The sequence below is a fragment of the Haloarcula halobia genome (assembly GCF_029338255.1).
Lineage (GTDB): Archaea > Halobacteriota > Halobacteria > Halobacteriales > Haloarculaceae > Haloarcula > Haloarcula halobia.
This window is the reverse complement of record NZ_CP119787.1, coordinates 2027143-2040717: the sequence shown is the minus strand read 5'-3', so window position 1 is coordinate 2040717 and position 13575 is coordinate 2027143. Positions and strand designations below refer to the sequence as shown.

Sequence of the window (13575 nt, the reverse complement as noted above, 5' to 3'; positions counted from 1 at the left end):
CCTCCGGCGGCGCGATCGATTCGCTTGCGGGCGGCCGAAGATGGCCACAGACACGGCGTCAGTGATAAATCCTCGCCGTCCAGAGGGAAACCAATGATACAGGCGACGCCCGAGTTGCCGAGCGTGTTGACCGGCCTCCCACTGCGTGGGGCCGCCGTAGTCCTGGTCGTCCTCGCGACCGGCCTCGGGTTGCGACGGGTGACCGGCGTGCGGGTGCCCGAGACAGCCCGGACGCGTCTCCTCCTGGGCGTGCCGTGGGGGACGCTCCTGACGATGGGGGCCCTCGTGGCCGTCTACCTGTTCCTGCAGGGGACGTGGTGGCACGCGCGCCCGCTCGTGACGCCGTTCCGGACGTGGTCGTACTTCTACCCGCTGGGCATCCTCACGAGCGCGTTCACCCACAGCGGGCAGAGCCACATCACGGGCAACCTGCTCGGGACCCTCGTCTACGGCTCTGTCGTCGAGTACGCCTGGGGTCACTACCCGCGACGGCGGGGGGTCCAGACGTTCTCCTCGATCCGGACGAACCCCTTCGCCAGGGTGCTCGCAATCCCGCTGGCGGCGTTCGTCGTCGGCCTCTTCACCGCACTGTTTGCCATCGGCCCCGTGGTCGGGTTCTCCGGCGTCGTCTTCGCGCTGGCCGGCTTTGCACTCGTGACCCGGCCGGTCCTCTTCCTGGGAGCCCTGCTGGCCGGTCGCATCGTCGACCTGTTCGTGCGTGCGCTCCGGTTCCCTGAGTTCACAGCGCGAGCGCGCCAGCAGTTCGTGACCCCGTGGTGGGCCGACGTCGCCATCCAGGGTCACGCCATCGGGATGCTGGCCGGCGTCGTGCTTGCCGCCTGGATGCTCCGACGGCGCGAGTCCCAGCCCAACGTGCCCCGCGTCTTCTTTGCGGCCCTCGTCTTCGCCGTCTTCCAGGGACTGTGGGCCATCTACGTGCCACTCGGCGGGGCCCGGTTCACGCTGTTCCGATGGGTCGGGACCGCGGGAGTGTTCCTGCTCGCGCTCGTCGTGGCGCTGGCCGTGGCCGACGTGGAGCAACCGCTCGAGGTCGGGTTCGAGCGGCCGAGCGCGTCGCTGGCGACGCTCGTGCTGCTGGTCGTCATCGGCGCCCTCGCGTTCGCGGCTGTCCCCGCGAGCGTCGTCACCATCGGGCCCGAGGAGGTCCCGGACGACGGCGTGACGGTCCGCGATTACGTCGTCACCTACGACGAGAACGTCCGAAACGAGTACGCGGCCGGCATCTGGACGCCGGTCGAGACGGACCGAACCGCCGTCAACGAGAGCGGCGTCATCGTCGCGAGCGACGCCCGCGAGACGTGGCTCCCGGTCGTCCAGAAGGGACAGCTCGCGCTGAACGGACGAGCGACGGTCGTCGTGGGCGGGGTCGGGTGGCGCGAACGCGTCGTCGCCAACCGGGCCGGGTGGGTCGTGTTCGGCAACGACACCGTCTATCGGGTCACCCTCCGTCGGGCGGGCGGCGAGCCGAAACCGGTGTTCGCGTCGCCGCCCTCGACGCCGCCGACGACCGTCGCCGGCCGGAACGTCACCGTTCGGGCAGCCGAGGATGGGTTCGTCCTCGAGGTGTGGCGGGGGAACCAGACGCTCGGCGTCGGCCGCGTCCCCGCCAACATGACCACGGCGGACGTTGGTGGGCTGACCTTCGAACGGAACCGGACGCGACTCTACGTGGGGCGCAACGACACCCGCGTCCAGATAGCGCGCTACCAGACCGACCAGCGCGAGCGGTGACTCACTGCCAGGCGACGCGGAAGACCTCGGCGGTGATGACACGTGCCTCCTCGTCGTGGAAGTCGAACTGGCGGGGGAGCTCGAACTCCGTCTCGAAGGCGTGGGTCACCTTGCCGCCGTTGTCGGCCGCGAAGGACTCGACGAACTCCCGGCTGCCCTCGTTGTGGACCGAGTAGGAGACCGTCGAGATCTCGGCGGCCGTCTCCAGGAACCGCCGGTCGGCGTGTTCGTTGCCCGACTGGGCGCCGAAGGGCGGGTTCATCACCACCGTCGTGTCTTCGACGGGCGGGCACAGAGGCGCCGCCGTGGCGTCGCCGCGCACCCACGAGACCGATGTAGTCGACCCGACCTTGCGCTCGTTCTGCCGGGCGGTCGCGAGCGGCGCGGGGTCGATGTCGACCCCGACGACCGTCTCGGGCGACCGGAGCGCCGCGCCGAGCGCGAGCATCCCGGTGCCACACCCGAGGTCGACGACGATGCGGCCCTCGACGTCCCCCTGCAGGTCGGCCGTGTGGACGAGGTGAGCCGCCAGCTCGGGCGGCGTCCGATACTGTTCCAGACCGGCCCGTGGGTTCTCGAACCCGGCGACGACGGCGAGTTGCTGGGCGAGGGCGCTCTTCGTCGGCATCGGTCGCGATACGCTGGATTCATGCAAAAATGTTTGGAAATGTCCAGCAGTTATCCACCCGATGCGGCCCGCGGTCCGCCTGGCGTCCGGGCGACGGACCGGTCTATCGAGGCGCGGGAAGAGAGCCGCGAGACAGCACCTACCAGGTGCCGTGGAACGTGTCGAACTCGAGTTCCTCGAGCGGTTTCTCGCCGATTGCGATCTCGTACTCGCCGGGGGTCAGCATCGGCTTCTTGAACTGCGGCCCGTCGTCGGTCGTGATGCGCGGACAGCCGGTGTTGACGTAGGCGTCCATCCCGAAGTTGGTCAGGCGGTCGGGGGTGACCTCGTCCATCGTGATGATGTAGGCGTCGTCGTTGTTCTCGACGATCTCCTGGGCCTGTTCCCAGCGGCCCTGCCCGATCTTCGTACAGAAGATGACGCCCCAGGTCTCGGCGTCCATCGCCTTGTGGACCGACGCGTAGCGCTGTTTCATGAACTGCTCCGTGTCGGCGACGGTCAGTGCGTTGTTGACCGGGTCCGCGATGATTACCTTCTTGTCGGGGTGTTCCATCGCGAGGCCCAGCGGGTGGAACTTCCCCCCGCCGACGTAGAGAATCTGGCCGGCGTCGACGTCCGCCGAGGCGTAGTTACAGCCCAGCACCTGGCCCTCGTGGGTGAGGCGGTCGTCGCCCTTGCGCGTGTGGACCTCGTAGCCCCGGTCCTCGAGCCACTCGCGCATCTCGCCGAACTTGTTCATGTGCTGGGCCGTCGTCACGAGACCCACGTCGGGGTCGTCCTCGGGGGGTGCGAGCTCCTCCTCGTGGGCCTGCTCCATGATGGGGAAGACGTCGACGTTCGAGAACAGGGGCACGTAGATGATCTTCTCGGACTCCTTCATCGGGGAGTGGCCGAAGTGGACGAAGACGTCGGTCCGGCGCATCAGGTACGTATCGAGGTCGCAGGCGCCGTAACACGGCTGACCGGATATCATCACCTGGACGTCGTCGGGCAGTTCCGCCCGGAGGTCGTCGGCGACGGCGGGACCACGCCGTTTCAGCCCCTCCGGGAACTGGAGGCCGACGGTCGCGGCGTCCCGCTCGACGACCGCGTCGACGATGCGGTCGAGTTCGTAGTCCCACTCGCGGTCGTGCTTCAGCGAGAGGCCCGTGTTGCGGAGGTCGCCCTCGGTCCGTTCCTGGCTCATTGATCCGGGGTACCCGCTCGGTGCGTAAAACCTCCGCGCTTCGTCCTGGCGGCCGTGACGGCCCCGCACACGGCTTCGGCAGGTTCATACAGCGCGAGTCCCAATCGTTCGCTGATGAGCATCGAGACCGACACTGCGACCGAAGAGGCCGGCGACCGGGTCGACCAGCTCGCACGCGAGTTCGGCGAGGCCATCGCGGACCTGCCGGTCTACCAGCGCTACCAGGAGGCCAAGGCGGCCGTCGAGGCCGACGAGGAGGCCCAGGCGGCCATCCAGGAGTTCGAGCAGATCCGCGAGGAGTACATGCTGGCCCGACAGACCGGCCGCGCCACCCAGGAGGACCTCCGGTCGGTCCAGGCGGCTCAGGAGGACCTACACGAGATGCCCGTGATGAGCGAGTACCTCGAGGTGCAAAACGAGCTCGAACTGCGCCTGCAGGAACTCAACGAACTCGTCTCCGCGGAACTGACCGTCGACTTCGGCGGGAAGGCCGGCGGCTGCTGTGAGGACTGACGGGCCGACACGTCGGGTCTCCACGAGCCACATCTGGTGACCACGCGCGGACGACCCCGCCGGTGGTCCGTAACGACTTAACCCGAGCCACGAGCAGTCCACGGTATGCCCATCGAATCCGACTGGGACGACTGGCTCCCGCGCGCTATCGAAGACGCCGACCCCGACGGCCTCGCCGTCTGGTTCCTCGGCTGCAACGGCTTCGCCGTGAAATCCAGCGGCGGCACGACGGTGTTCGTCGACCCGTATCTCGGCATCGGCGACCCCCCGCGGACCGTCCGGATGATTCCGGTGCCGTTCAACCCCGAGGACGTCATCGAGGCCGACGCGGTCCTGGGCACACACGAGCACACGGACCACGTCCACGGCCCGTCCCAGGCGCCCATCCTCGCCGGGACGAACGCCGACTACTACACCACGGACAGCGGTCACAAGGTCGTCAGCGAGGAGCGGTGGCTCGAGAACTGGGCAGTCACGGACGACCAGCTCCACGAGGTCAGCGAGGGCGACACCGTCGAACTGGGCGACCTCACGATACACGTCGAACCGGCCAACGACCCCGACGCCGAACACCCCGTGTCGTTCGTCTTCGAGCACGAGGCGGGGACCTTCTTCCACGGCGGCGACGCCCGGCCCGGCGAGTTCGGGCCGGTCGGCGAGGCCTACGATATCGACCTCGGCGCACTCGCGTTCGGGACCGTCGGCATGATAGCCGACAGCGAGACCGGCGAACCGGCGCGAACGCGGTGGTACAGCGACGAGAACATGATAATCGAGGCGGCCAACGAGCTCCAGCTCGACGCCCTCCTGCCGGCCCACTGGGACATGTGGAAAGGGATGACGACAGAGCCGACCGTGCTGCACAACCACGCGAACAGCTTCGAGTATCCCCGTTCGCTGGAGATCGTCGAGATCGGGGACCGCGTCGACCTGTAGTTCAAATTACACTAGATTCTCGCTCCCAGTCACGAGAACTGGCACGTATCTTTAAGAGCGTTGACTGACGCAATAGGATACATGAGCGACTCACAGGCCTACGAGACTGTCACCGCTTCCGCCGACGGCGTGACCGTCACGAAGCGGTTCGAGGAGGACGATTTCCCCGTGCCTGCTATCGCATTCAACGTCGTATCGCAGCGGACGGAGGCCGTCACCCTTCGACTCGTCGACAGCGTCCCGGACGACGTCGCTGTCGAGGACCTGGGCTTTCACCCCGAGTACGGCAGCGAGTACTGGGACATCACGGACGAGCAGATCACCTTCGAGCGGGAACTGGAACCCGAGTCCGAGTACACGACGGTCTACGGCATCCGGGCGACGGGCACCGACGACATCGAGAAGTTCCTCACCGAACCCATCATCGAGGATGTCGACCCGCCGTTCGAGGGCGACGAGGACGACATCGTCGGCAGCACCGACGACGCCATCAAGGACGTCATCTCCGGCGAGGCCGACAGCATGCCGGGACTGGAAGACGACGAGGACAGCGAGGACGAGGACGTCGAGACCCTGGACCTGAAGGACCCGAGCAGCGGCGGCAAAGCCCCCGAGGCTGACATCGCCGATGCCGAGAGCGACCCCGACGACGAGGAGACCGACGACAACGCCGACGCCCAGGTCCAGTCCCCCGAGGCCGCCGTCGCGGAGGGGAGCGTCGTCGCCGCGATGGCCGCCGAGATTCGCCAGAACGAGGTCTCGGAGGAGGACGTCGAGATGCTCAAGCGGGCACTCGACGCCGTCTCCGACGACGCGGACGGGAGCGGAGCGGACGCGGCCCGCATCAATCGCATCCAGTCCGACATCGCGGACCTGCGCGCGTACACCGACGCACTCGAGGAGTTCCTCGACGAACACGGGACCGGCGAGGAGCTCATCGAGGAGTTCAGCGAGCGCCTCGACGCCTTCGAGGCCGAACTGGACGCCTACGAGGCCGAACTGGACGCCTACGAGGCCGACATCCAGACGGCCAAGTCGACGGCCCAAGCGGCCTCGAACGAGGTCGACGACGTCGAGGCGTCGCTGGCGGACCTGCAGGACTGGGTGGAGTCTGTGGAGGCCGACGTCGAGGCGGTCCGCGACGAGCTCGGTGACGGCGAAATCGACGACCGGCTCTCGGGTCTCGAGTCAGACATCGAAGAGCTCAACGAGTGGCGCGAGCAGCTCTCCTCGGTCATCGGCGGCAACTAGCAACCGAACTCGTTTTACCGTCGCCCGCTCTCGTCCCGACAATGACGACGACAAGAGTGGCCGTCCCGCGGAAGGGACGCCCCCTCGAAGCCGTGCTCGAACGGCTCGCCACTCGGACCGGGACGACCGAGCTGGCCGACGACATCATCTCCACCCTGCAGTACGAGAAGGCCGTCACCAAGGGACGCCAGACCGCCGACGAGCAGGTCTACCAGCGACTCGCCGACTACTCCTCGCTCGAGGACCCGACGGAACCGGAGTTCACCCTGCTCCGGGACGACCGGGACGGGATGCCCCGGCGCGTCGTCTTCGACAGCGTCACCGTCCCGACCGATCACGGCGACGTGCAACTGGTCGGCCGCGAGGAGCCCTTCCGGGCACTGCGGACCCACGAGTTCGCACTTGGCTTCGACAGCGCCGACCTCGTCCTGGAGGAGGTCGTCCAGCTGCGTGCGGACCCCCTGACCAGCATCGCGGAGATAAACGACCGCATCGACCCGCTCGACACCGACGTGCGCGTCGTCACCGGCCTGGGCGATACGGTGTACCACACGCTGCTCGCGACGCCGGAGGTCGTCGACTCACAGGACCGGTCGCTCGACCGGGCGTTCGTCTCGGCGTACACGGGCGACCTGTGTATCTCGCCGCGCTACGAGCGACTCGTCGAGGCCGTCCTCGGGACGGAGGCCCTCCAGGACGTCTCGTTCACCTACCCGGACGGCGGCCGCGAGGAGGAAGCCGACATCGCGGCGGCGGGCCTGGGCGTCTACCTCACCGTCTCGGGGTCGACTGCCCGCGACCACGGCCTGGAGCTGGGCGAGCGCCTGTTCCCGAGCGAGACGGTGCTGCTCGAGAACGAACACGAGCGCACGCCGACCACCGAGCGGGTCGCGCGACTGTTCGAGCGACCCGAGGCGACGGCGCTCCAGTCGGTCTGAGACGCCGTCGAGGCCACCCTACTGTCAAAATCTCGATACTAGTCCGGGCATGGTCCCCGGCCTGGAGTGCCCGCTCCGGCACGTCTACGACGCGGCCCACACGGGCGTCCAGCACTGGGACATCGACCGTCCACAGCGGGCGTTCGTCTACCTGGAAGAACAGGGGCTGGTCCGGGATCCGGTCCTCGACGCCGGCTGTGGCACCGGCGAACTCGCGCTGTTTCTCGCGCGCCGCGGTCACGACGTGCTCGGCGTCGACCTACTTCGTCTGTCTCCAGCGGACAGAAGGGGCGGAACGCTGACCGCGAGCCTTCAGAGTCGGCGCCGGGAGATGGCCCGACTCGCCAGGGCCATCGGCACGACGGTCCAGCCGAGCAGCGCCGCGCCGACGACGGGCACCGAGAGGCCGGCCTGGGCCATGACGGCACCGAACCCGCCGGCGACGACGTCGACCTGCGAGAGCGCCAGGACCCGGAAGCAGTCGACGGGATTGAGCAGGACGGCCGCGGCGACGGCGGTTCCGCCTGCGTCAAGCGTGGCGACCACGCCCAGCGCCACCAGGTCGTGCAACAGGGCCATCCACAGCCACAGCGCCAGCGCGACGCCGAGCGCGTGGGCCTTCTCGGCGACGAGCGTCGAGACGAGGACGGCGACGGCGAGCACCGCGCAGGCCATCAGCACCGCCGTCAGGGCGACGGCCGCGTACGTCCCGAGGCTCCCGAGTCCCAGGTACCTGACGGTGAGCAGCGCGCCGGGGACGAACCCGAGCAACATCGCGCCGCCCAGCACCGCCGACCGGCCGAGGTACGCCCCGGTGACGACCCGACCCTGGGACACCGGGAGCGACAGCAGGAGTTCGAGCGACCCCTGCTCGTCGGCCCCGACGATCGTATCGTAGCCGAAGGCGAGCGCGGCCAGCGGTACCAGGTAGACGCCCAGTTCGGCCAGCGTCGCGACGACGGCGTCGAAGCGGCCGGGACCGACGGACGTGGCCCCGAACTGGACGACCGCGCCGCTGAACAGCCCGAACAGCAAGACGACGCCGAGCGCCCAGCGACTCCGCACCGCGAGGCGGTACTCGCGGGCGGCGACGGTGAGCACCGGCCAGTCGGGCAGTCGGAGACGGCCGCCGTCCGCTCGCAGTTCGCCGGTGGCCGCCGCCGAGGTGTACCCGCCGTCGGATTCGACCGCCGGGTCGGATCGGCTCCCGTCGCTGTGGTCGTCGGAGGTCACGCCGTCTCACCTCCCTGGACGTCGTCACGTCCGGTCTCGGGCCGGGGGGCCCTCGATGCGGTCCCCACGGCCTCGTGGAAGGCAGCCTCCAGTCCGGGTTCACGCACCTCGAAGCGGTCGACGTCGTACCGGCTCTGGACGCCCGTCAACAGATCGTAGGCGGCGTCGGGGTGGCAGGTCGCTTCGAGACGCGGGCCGTTCCAGGCGACGTTCTCGGCGTGTGGGTCGTCGCGGAGCGTCGCCGTCGCTCGCTGGGCCTCGTCGGCGTCGGCCAGCGTGAGGCGGATCGTCACCTCGTCGCCGGCCGCCCGCCGGAGCGTCTCGACCGGGCCGCGCATCGCGACCCTGCCGTCGGCGACGACGACGGCCTGGTCGCAGAGCTGTTCGATTTCACTCAGCGCGTGCGATGAGAAGACGATCGTCACCTCGGTTTCGGCCGCCAGCGACTCGACGATGTCGTGGAAGGCCTGGATGCCCTCGGGGTCGAGGCCGGCGGTCGGTTCGTCGAGGATCAGCACCGCCGGATCGCCGACCAGGGTCGTCCCCAGGCCGAGGCGGCGGTTCATCCCGTTGGAGTAGCCACTGACAGGGCGGTCGGCCGCCTCGGCCAGCCCGACGGTGTGGAGGATGCGCTCGACGTGATGGGCCCGCTGCTCGCCGGGCACCGACCGCATCCGGGCGTGGAAGCGAAGTATCTCGCGGCCGGTGAGGTTCGGCGGGAAGCCCGCGTGTTCCGGGAGGTAGCGCACCCGCTCGCGGACCGCCGTCCCGTCGGCCGGGTCCAGGCCCGCGACGCGGACGGTCCCGTCGTCGGGCCGGTTCAGGCCAACGAGCAGCTTGAACAGCGTGGTCTTGCCGGCGCCGTTGGTGCCGAACACGCCCAGGGTCGTCCCCCGCTCAACGGACAGACTGAGCCCGTCGAGGGCCTGCACGTCGCCGTATCGCTTCGTCACGTCCTCGATGTCAATCGCGTTCATAGTAGGTCCTCCAGTTGTCGTGGGGCGGTTCGGTAAGTGGGCGGGCGTCGACCACGCCGGGCGACTCGATGACCGGCACGGCAGACTGGGCGAGGCGGACGGCGTCGAACGCCGGACTGCTCGCGAAGACGCGGGCGGCCGGCGTCTCGGCGGTCACCTGCTGGACGACGCCGGCGGGCTGGTAGCGCGTCTCGCCGACGCCGTCGTCGTCCAGGTCGGTCGGGTTCGCGCCCGACCAGTAGTTCCCGACGCTCTCGTTCCAGGTGACCTGTTCGCTCATCACGGCCAGCACCGCGCGGTCGTTCCGGACGAAGCTGTTGTTGAACACCGTCTCGTCCGTGCTGCCGGCCGCGATGTGGACGCCGACGTCGTTGCCGACGACGAGGTTGCTCGCTAGCTCGTTGCCGACGGAGTTGTAGACGAACAGGCCGTTGTCGTTGCCGACCAGGTGGTTCCCGCGGATCGCCGTATCGTCGATGCTCTTGACCAGCAGGCCGTGGCCGGACTGACCGGTGTTGTTGACCGCGACGTTGTCCTGGACGACCAGGTGCTTCGAGACCATCAGCGCGTACCCGACGTCGTTGTCGAACGCCGTGTTGTTATAGAGGGCGCTGTCGTCGGAGTACATGTAGTGGACCCCGTAGCGGAGGTCCCACAGGGTATTGTTGCTGGCGACGACGTCTTCCGCCCAGTTGTAGTAGAGGCCGTCGCGGACGGTGGTGATGTCGTTGTTCCTGATGGTCGAGTCCTCGGTCTTCCAGATCTGGATGCCGTTGCCACGGTCGGTCAGGCGGGTGATCTCCTCGCGGCCGACGATGGTGTTGTTCGCGACCGTCGCGTCGCTGACGCCGTTCAGCCAGACGCCGAAGGTCATCTCGGTGATACGGCTGTCCCGTATCGTGACGTGACTGGCGTTGACCCGGACCGCCGCGTCGTTCTCTGCGGTGCTGTACCCGCTGTTCCGGACCCACAGGCCGCGGACGGTGACGCCGGTTGCCTCGACGGTGAGCACGTCGCCCTCGCCGTCGCCGTGGAGCAGGGCCGACCCCGGCCCCTCGCCGACGACAGTCAGGTTCGGTGTCTCGACGGTGACCGTCTCGTCGAACCGGCCCTCGACACGGACGGTCTGGCCCGCTTCGGCCGCGTCGACGGCCCGCTGGAGACTAGCGTAGGTCTCTCCGCTGACGGTGGCCGTGCCGTCGGCCCGGGGGGCGCTGAAGGCGTCGGTCTCCGGGACGGCAGGGTCGAACGCCAGGTCGTCCTCGGGTCGGTCCTGGCCGGCGACGGCGGCCGCCGCGACGACCGACAGGACGAGTACCACGACTGTAGCGAGGACGAACGCGCGTTCCGCGCGGTGGGTCCGGACCATGGTCAGGGATCCCTCGTGCCGGTTTCGACGGGTGGCGCCGCCGATTCGGTCGGTTCGTCCGCACGCTCGTCGTTCGGGCGCGGGCCGACGCCGGGCAGTCGTGCGACCCCGCCACGGATTCGCCCCGGGAGGTCACCGAACCGCACGTCGGCGTTCCGGTAGTAGAACGCCACGGCGAGCATCCCGACGGCGGTCATCGCCATGTACGCCCCGAGGCCGAACCGGGAGACGCTGGTGATGTTCGCCACCTCGTAGCGACCCCACAGGGGCGGGGTGAACCCGCTGACGCCCATCACGGGCGCGTCGGGGTCGAGGGTGTGGCCGGCCTGCCAGAGCCGGTACTGGATGTCGGCGACCATGACGGTGAACACCGTGACGGTGCCGGCGAACTGGTAGGTGAGCCCACGCTTGAGCTTCTCGATGGTCGGCGCGATGGCCACGAACACCGACAGCAGCGAGACGGCGACGAACGCGAACGGTCCCAGCGACCACTCGGGAACGTCGATGGCCCGCTCCTCGACCGGGAAGTTCGGCTCGATGAACACCGGGTCCGGGTAGTAGAACCCGATGTAGTGGTTCAGCCGTGCCATCTCCGTGAAGTCGCCGCTCAGGTGCGGGTACGCGTACAGCTGGAGGCGAAGGATCGTGTCGGGGTACTGCACCGCCTTAACGCTGATCTCCCACATGGGGAAGGCCAGCGCCGCCACGAACAGCAGCGCCGCTACCACGGGGAGGCCGCGCCTGACCTCACGGAAGTCGTCGAGGGTGGGTCGTTGCATATCTGGACACCTCCGGTGGGAGAGGGGTTACTCCTCCGCCGGTTCGACGATCATCCGACTGCGCATCTCCAGGTGCAGGGCGCTGCAGAAGTACGTGCAGTAGATCCAGTACACGCCGGGGTCGTCCGCGGTGAACGTGACGTGCTGGGTGTCCTGCGGGGCCACCGCGTAGTTGATGTCGTGTCCGGGGATGGCGACGCCGTGGATGATGTCCTGGACGCTCTCGATGTTGGTCGTCTTCAGCGTGACCTCGTCGCCCTGCTTGACGGTGAAATCCGGCAGGCCGTACTCCGAGCGCTTGGTGATCATCTTGACCTCGACGCTGTTCTCGCCCGTACGCTCGACGCCGGTATCGCCCTCTTCGATGTAGGTTTCCTCGTAGTCGTTCTTGTCGTAGACCTTCTTGGCGTCGATCTTGTCCTTGTGTGCGAACACACAATCGTGCGGTTCGGGATAGGCCGGGTGGTCGGCGACCAGTTCCATCGACTTTTCACCGTCGCCGATGTGGATGAGCTGGTCGTTGTCGGGCATGATGGGCCCGACCGGCAGGAAGCGGTCCTTCGAGAGCTTGTTCAGGCAGACGAGCCACTCCCCGTCGGGGTCGGTGGTCATCGCCTCCAGGGCCTGGATGTGGCCGGGGTTGTAGTGGACGTCCTGCTTCTCGATGATGGGGTCCTCGGACCCGGTCTCGGCCTCCACCGCCTGCTGGATGTCCCACTTCGCGACCTGAGAGTCGATGAACAGGGACGTGTAGGCGTGGCCGTTGCCGTCGAAGGTGGTGTGCAGCGGTCCGAGCCCGACCCGCGGCCGCCCGGCGACGACCTCTTCGGGGTCGCTGGAGTCGGCGAGCTTGTTGAGGTCGAGCATCGTCACCGTCGGCGAGAGCTTGCCGGCGATGAACGCGTAGTCACCGTTGGGCCCGACCTCGACACAGTGGGGGCTCTTGGGCGTCGGGATGTACTTCACGATGGGACGGTCGCCCTGGTTGAGGGAACTGGACTGGGTGCCGTCGACGACGGGAACGCCGTTGACCTCCTCGTAGTTGCCGTTCTCGACGGCCTGCTCGATGGCCGGCACGTCGAAGGCCTTGACGTTGTCCCGGTCGTCCTTGGTCATGCCCTGGATGGCGGTCGCCTCCTCGCTGTTGTAACAGGAGGCGATGATCCAGCGTCCCTCCTTCCCAGTGTCGTTGATGTCGAGGTTGCCGTCGACCTTGACCTGCCACTGGGTCTCCATGGATTCTGGGTCCACAGCGACGAGCAGGGACGTGTACTCGTCCGGGTCGTGCACGTCACGGCCGTCGTTGGGCAGGGGCGCACGGAACTCCCCGTTGCCCAGGACGTACTTGGTGTCCGGCGAGAGCACCGTACAGCCGTGGATGGCCTGCATGTTCGGGACGTCCGTGATGGCGTCCGTCTCGAAGTACGTCAGATTGACACGGGCGATGCGGCCGTTGGCCTTGTCGTTGACGTAGAGGTACTCGCCGTCGTAGTCGCCACCGGTCTCCGAGAGGTTCGGGTGGTGGTTGTCACCCCAGGTGTACCCGCCGCCTTCTTCGAGCATCTCCGTCGAGCGGTCGGTGTAGCCGTACCCGCTCGCACAGTCGGTGTTGAACACGGGGATACGGGTCAGTTCGCGCATCGACGGGATACCGACGACGCGCAGTTCGCCGGAGTGGCCCCCGGACCAGAACCCGTAGTACTCGTCGTGCTCGCCGGGTTCGACCAGGTGGCCCGCGCCGGACTCGCCGCCGGACTGGGAGCCCCCGCCCCCACCGTCGCCGTTCGAGAGTCCGGAACAGCCGGCGACGGCGCCCATCGCGCCGACCGCCGCGCCGGCCTTCATGAAGTCCCGGCGGTTCAGGCTGAGTCCGGGGAGGTCCAGCGAGACGCCGTCGTCGGTGGACTCCGGTGCCTCGACGTCGGCCAGCACCTCGTCTAAGGTCTGTTCGTACTCGTCGATGACGTCGTTCGATTCTCGATGCTCGTCGTCGTTGGTATGCTGTGACATAGA

12 protein-coding genes are annotated in these 13575 nt (G+C 68.1%); 5 read left to right on the top strand and 7 right to left on the bottom strand.

Annotated elements, in window-relative coordinates; genetic code table 11:
* The first annotated feature begins 93 nt into the window (after positions 1-93).
* Positions 94-1752, top strand: a complete 1659-nt coding sequence (locus P1K88_RS10805; RefSeq protein WP_276410186.1) for a rhomboid family intramembrane serine protease — start codon at positions 94-96, stop codon at positions 1750-1752.
* Between the two features lies 1 nt (position 1753).
* Here P1K88_RS10805 and P1K88_RS10800 read toward each other — a convergent pair whose 3' ends face one another.
* Together P1K88_RS10800 and dph2 are read right to left on the bottom strand one after the other, a co-directional pair.
* The gene (locus tag P1K88_RS10800; protein WP_276410185.1) at positions 1754-2380 is read right to left on the bottom strand and encodes an METTL5 family protein; all 627 of its coding nucleotides are present in this window, start codon (positions 2378-2380) and stop codon (positions 1754-1756) included.
* 139 nt (positions 2381-2519) lie between these two features.
* Entirely contained in the window at positions 2520-3566 is a 1047-nt protein-coding gene (dph2, locus tag P1K88_RS10795) for a diphthamide biosynthesis enzyme Dph2 (protein WP_276410184.1), read from the bottom strand.
* A gap of 114 nt (positions 3567-3680) precedes the next feature.
* On the opposite strand from dph2, the gene P1K88_RS10790 reads away from it, so the two are divergent.
* The 4 genes from P1K88_RS10790 to P1K88_RS10775 all read left to right on the top strand — a co-directional run bounded on the left by P1K88_RS10790 (position 3681) and on the right by P1K88_RS10775 (position 7204).
* Positions 3681-4079 carry a YlbF/YmcA family competence regulator gene (locus P1K88_RS10790; protein ID WP_276410183.1) on the top strand — a complete coding sequence of 133 codons (399 nt, stop codon included), beginning with the start codon at positions 3681-3683 and terminating at the stop codon, positions 4077-4079.
* A gap of 105 nt (positions 4080-4184) precedes the next feature.
* Positions 4185-5015, top strand: a complete 831-nt coding sequence (locus tag P1K88_RS10785; protein ID WP_276410182.1) for an MBL fold metallo-hydrolase — start codon at positions 4185-4187, stop codon at positions 5013-5015.
* A gap of 81 nt (positions 5016-5096) precedes the next feature.
* The gene (locus tag P1K88_RS10780; RefSeq protein ID WP_276410181.1) at positions 5097-6266 is read left to right on the top strand and encodes a hypothetical protein; all 1170 of its coding nucleotides are present in this window, start codon (positions 5097-5099) and stop codon (positions 6264-6266) included.
* 41 nt (positions 6267-6307) lie between these two features.
* Complete coding sequence (locus tag P1K88_RS10775) at positions 6308-7204, top strand: phosphoribosyltransferase HisG-related protein (RefSeq protein WP_276410180.1); 897 nt, start codon at positions 6308-6310, stop codon at positions 7202-7204.
* A 312-nt stretch (positions 7205-7516) separates the two neighbouring features.
* On the opposite strand, the gene P1K88_RS10770 is transcribed toward P1K88_RS10775, so the two are convergent.
* Genes P1K88_RS10770 through nosZ form a run of 5 tightly spaced genes read right to left on the bottom strand, consistent with a single transcriptional unit; the run spans position 7517 to position 13572 of the window.
* Positions 7517-8437, bottom strand: a complete 921-nt coding sequence (locus P1K88_RS10770; protein WP_276410179.1) for an ABC transporter permease — start codon at positions 8435-8437, stop codon at positions 7517-7519.
* On the bottom strand, positions 8434-9414 hold the full coding sequence (locus tag P1K88_RS10765) for an ABC transporter ATP-binding protein (protein ID WP_276410178.1): 981 nt from the start codon (positions 9412-9414) through the stop codon (positions 8434-8436). Before P1K88_RS10765 ends, P1K88_RS10770 begins: the two co-directional genes overlap by 4 nt.
* The gene (nosD, locus tag P1K88_RS10760) at positions 9401-10783 is read right to left on the bottom strand and encodes a nitrous oxide reductase family maturation protein NosD (RefSeq protein ID WP_276410177.1); all 1383 of its coding nucleotides are present in this window, start codon (positions 10781-10783) and stop codon (positions 9401-9403) included. Before nosD ends, P1K88_RS10765 begins: the two co-directional genes overlap by 14 nt.
* A 2-nt stretch (positions 10784-10785) precedes the next feature.
* Positions 10786-11562, bottom strand: coding sequence for a hypothetical protein (locus P1K88_RS10755; RefSeq protein WP_276410176.1), 777 nt, complete (start codon positions 11560-11562; stop codon positions 10786-10788).
* Positions 11563-11589: 27 nt separating this feature from the next.
* Positions 11590-13572 (bottom strand): TAT-dependent nitrous-oxide reductase, encoded by a 1983-nt coding sequence (gene nosZ / locus P1K88_RS10750; protein WP_276410175.1) that lies wholly within the window; start codon positions 13570-13572, stop codon positions 11590-11592.
* Positions 13573-13575 lie beyond the last annotated feature (3 nt).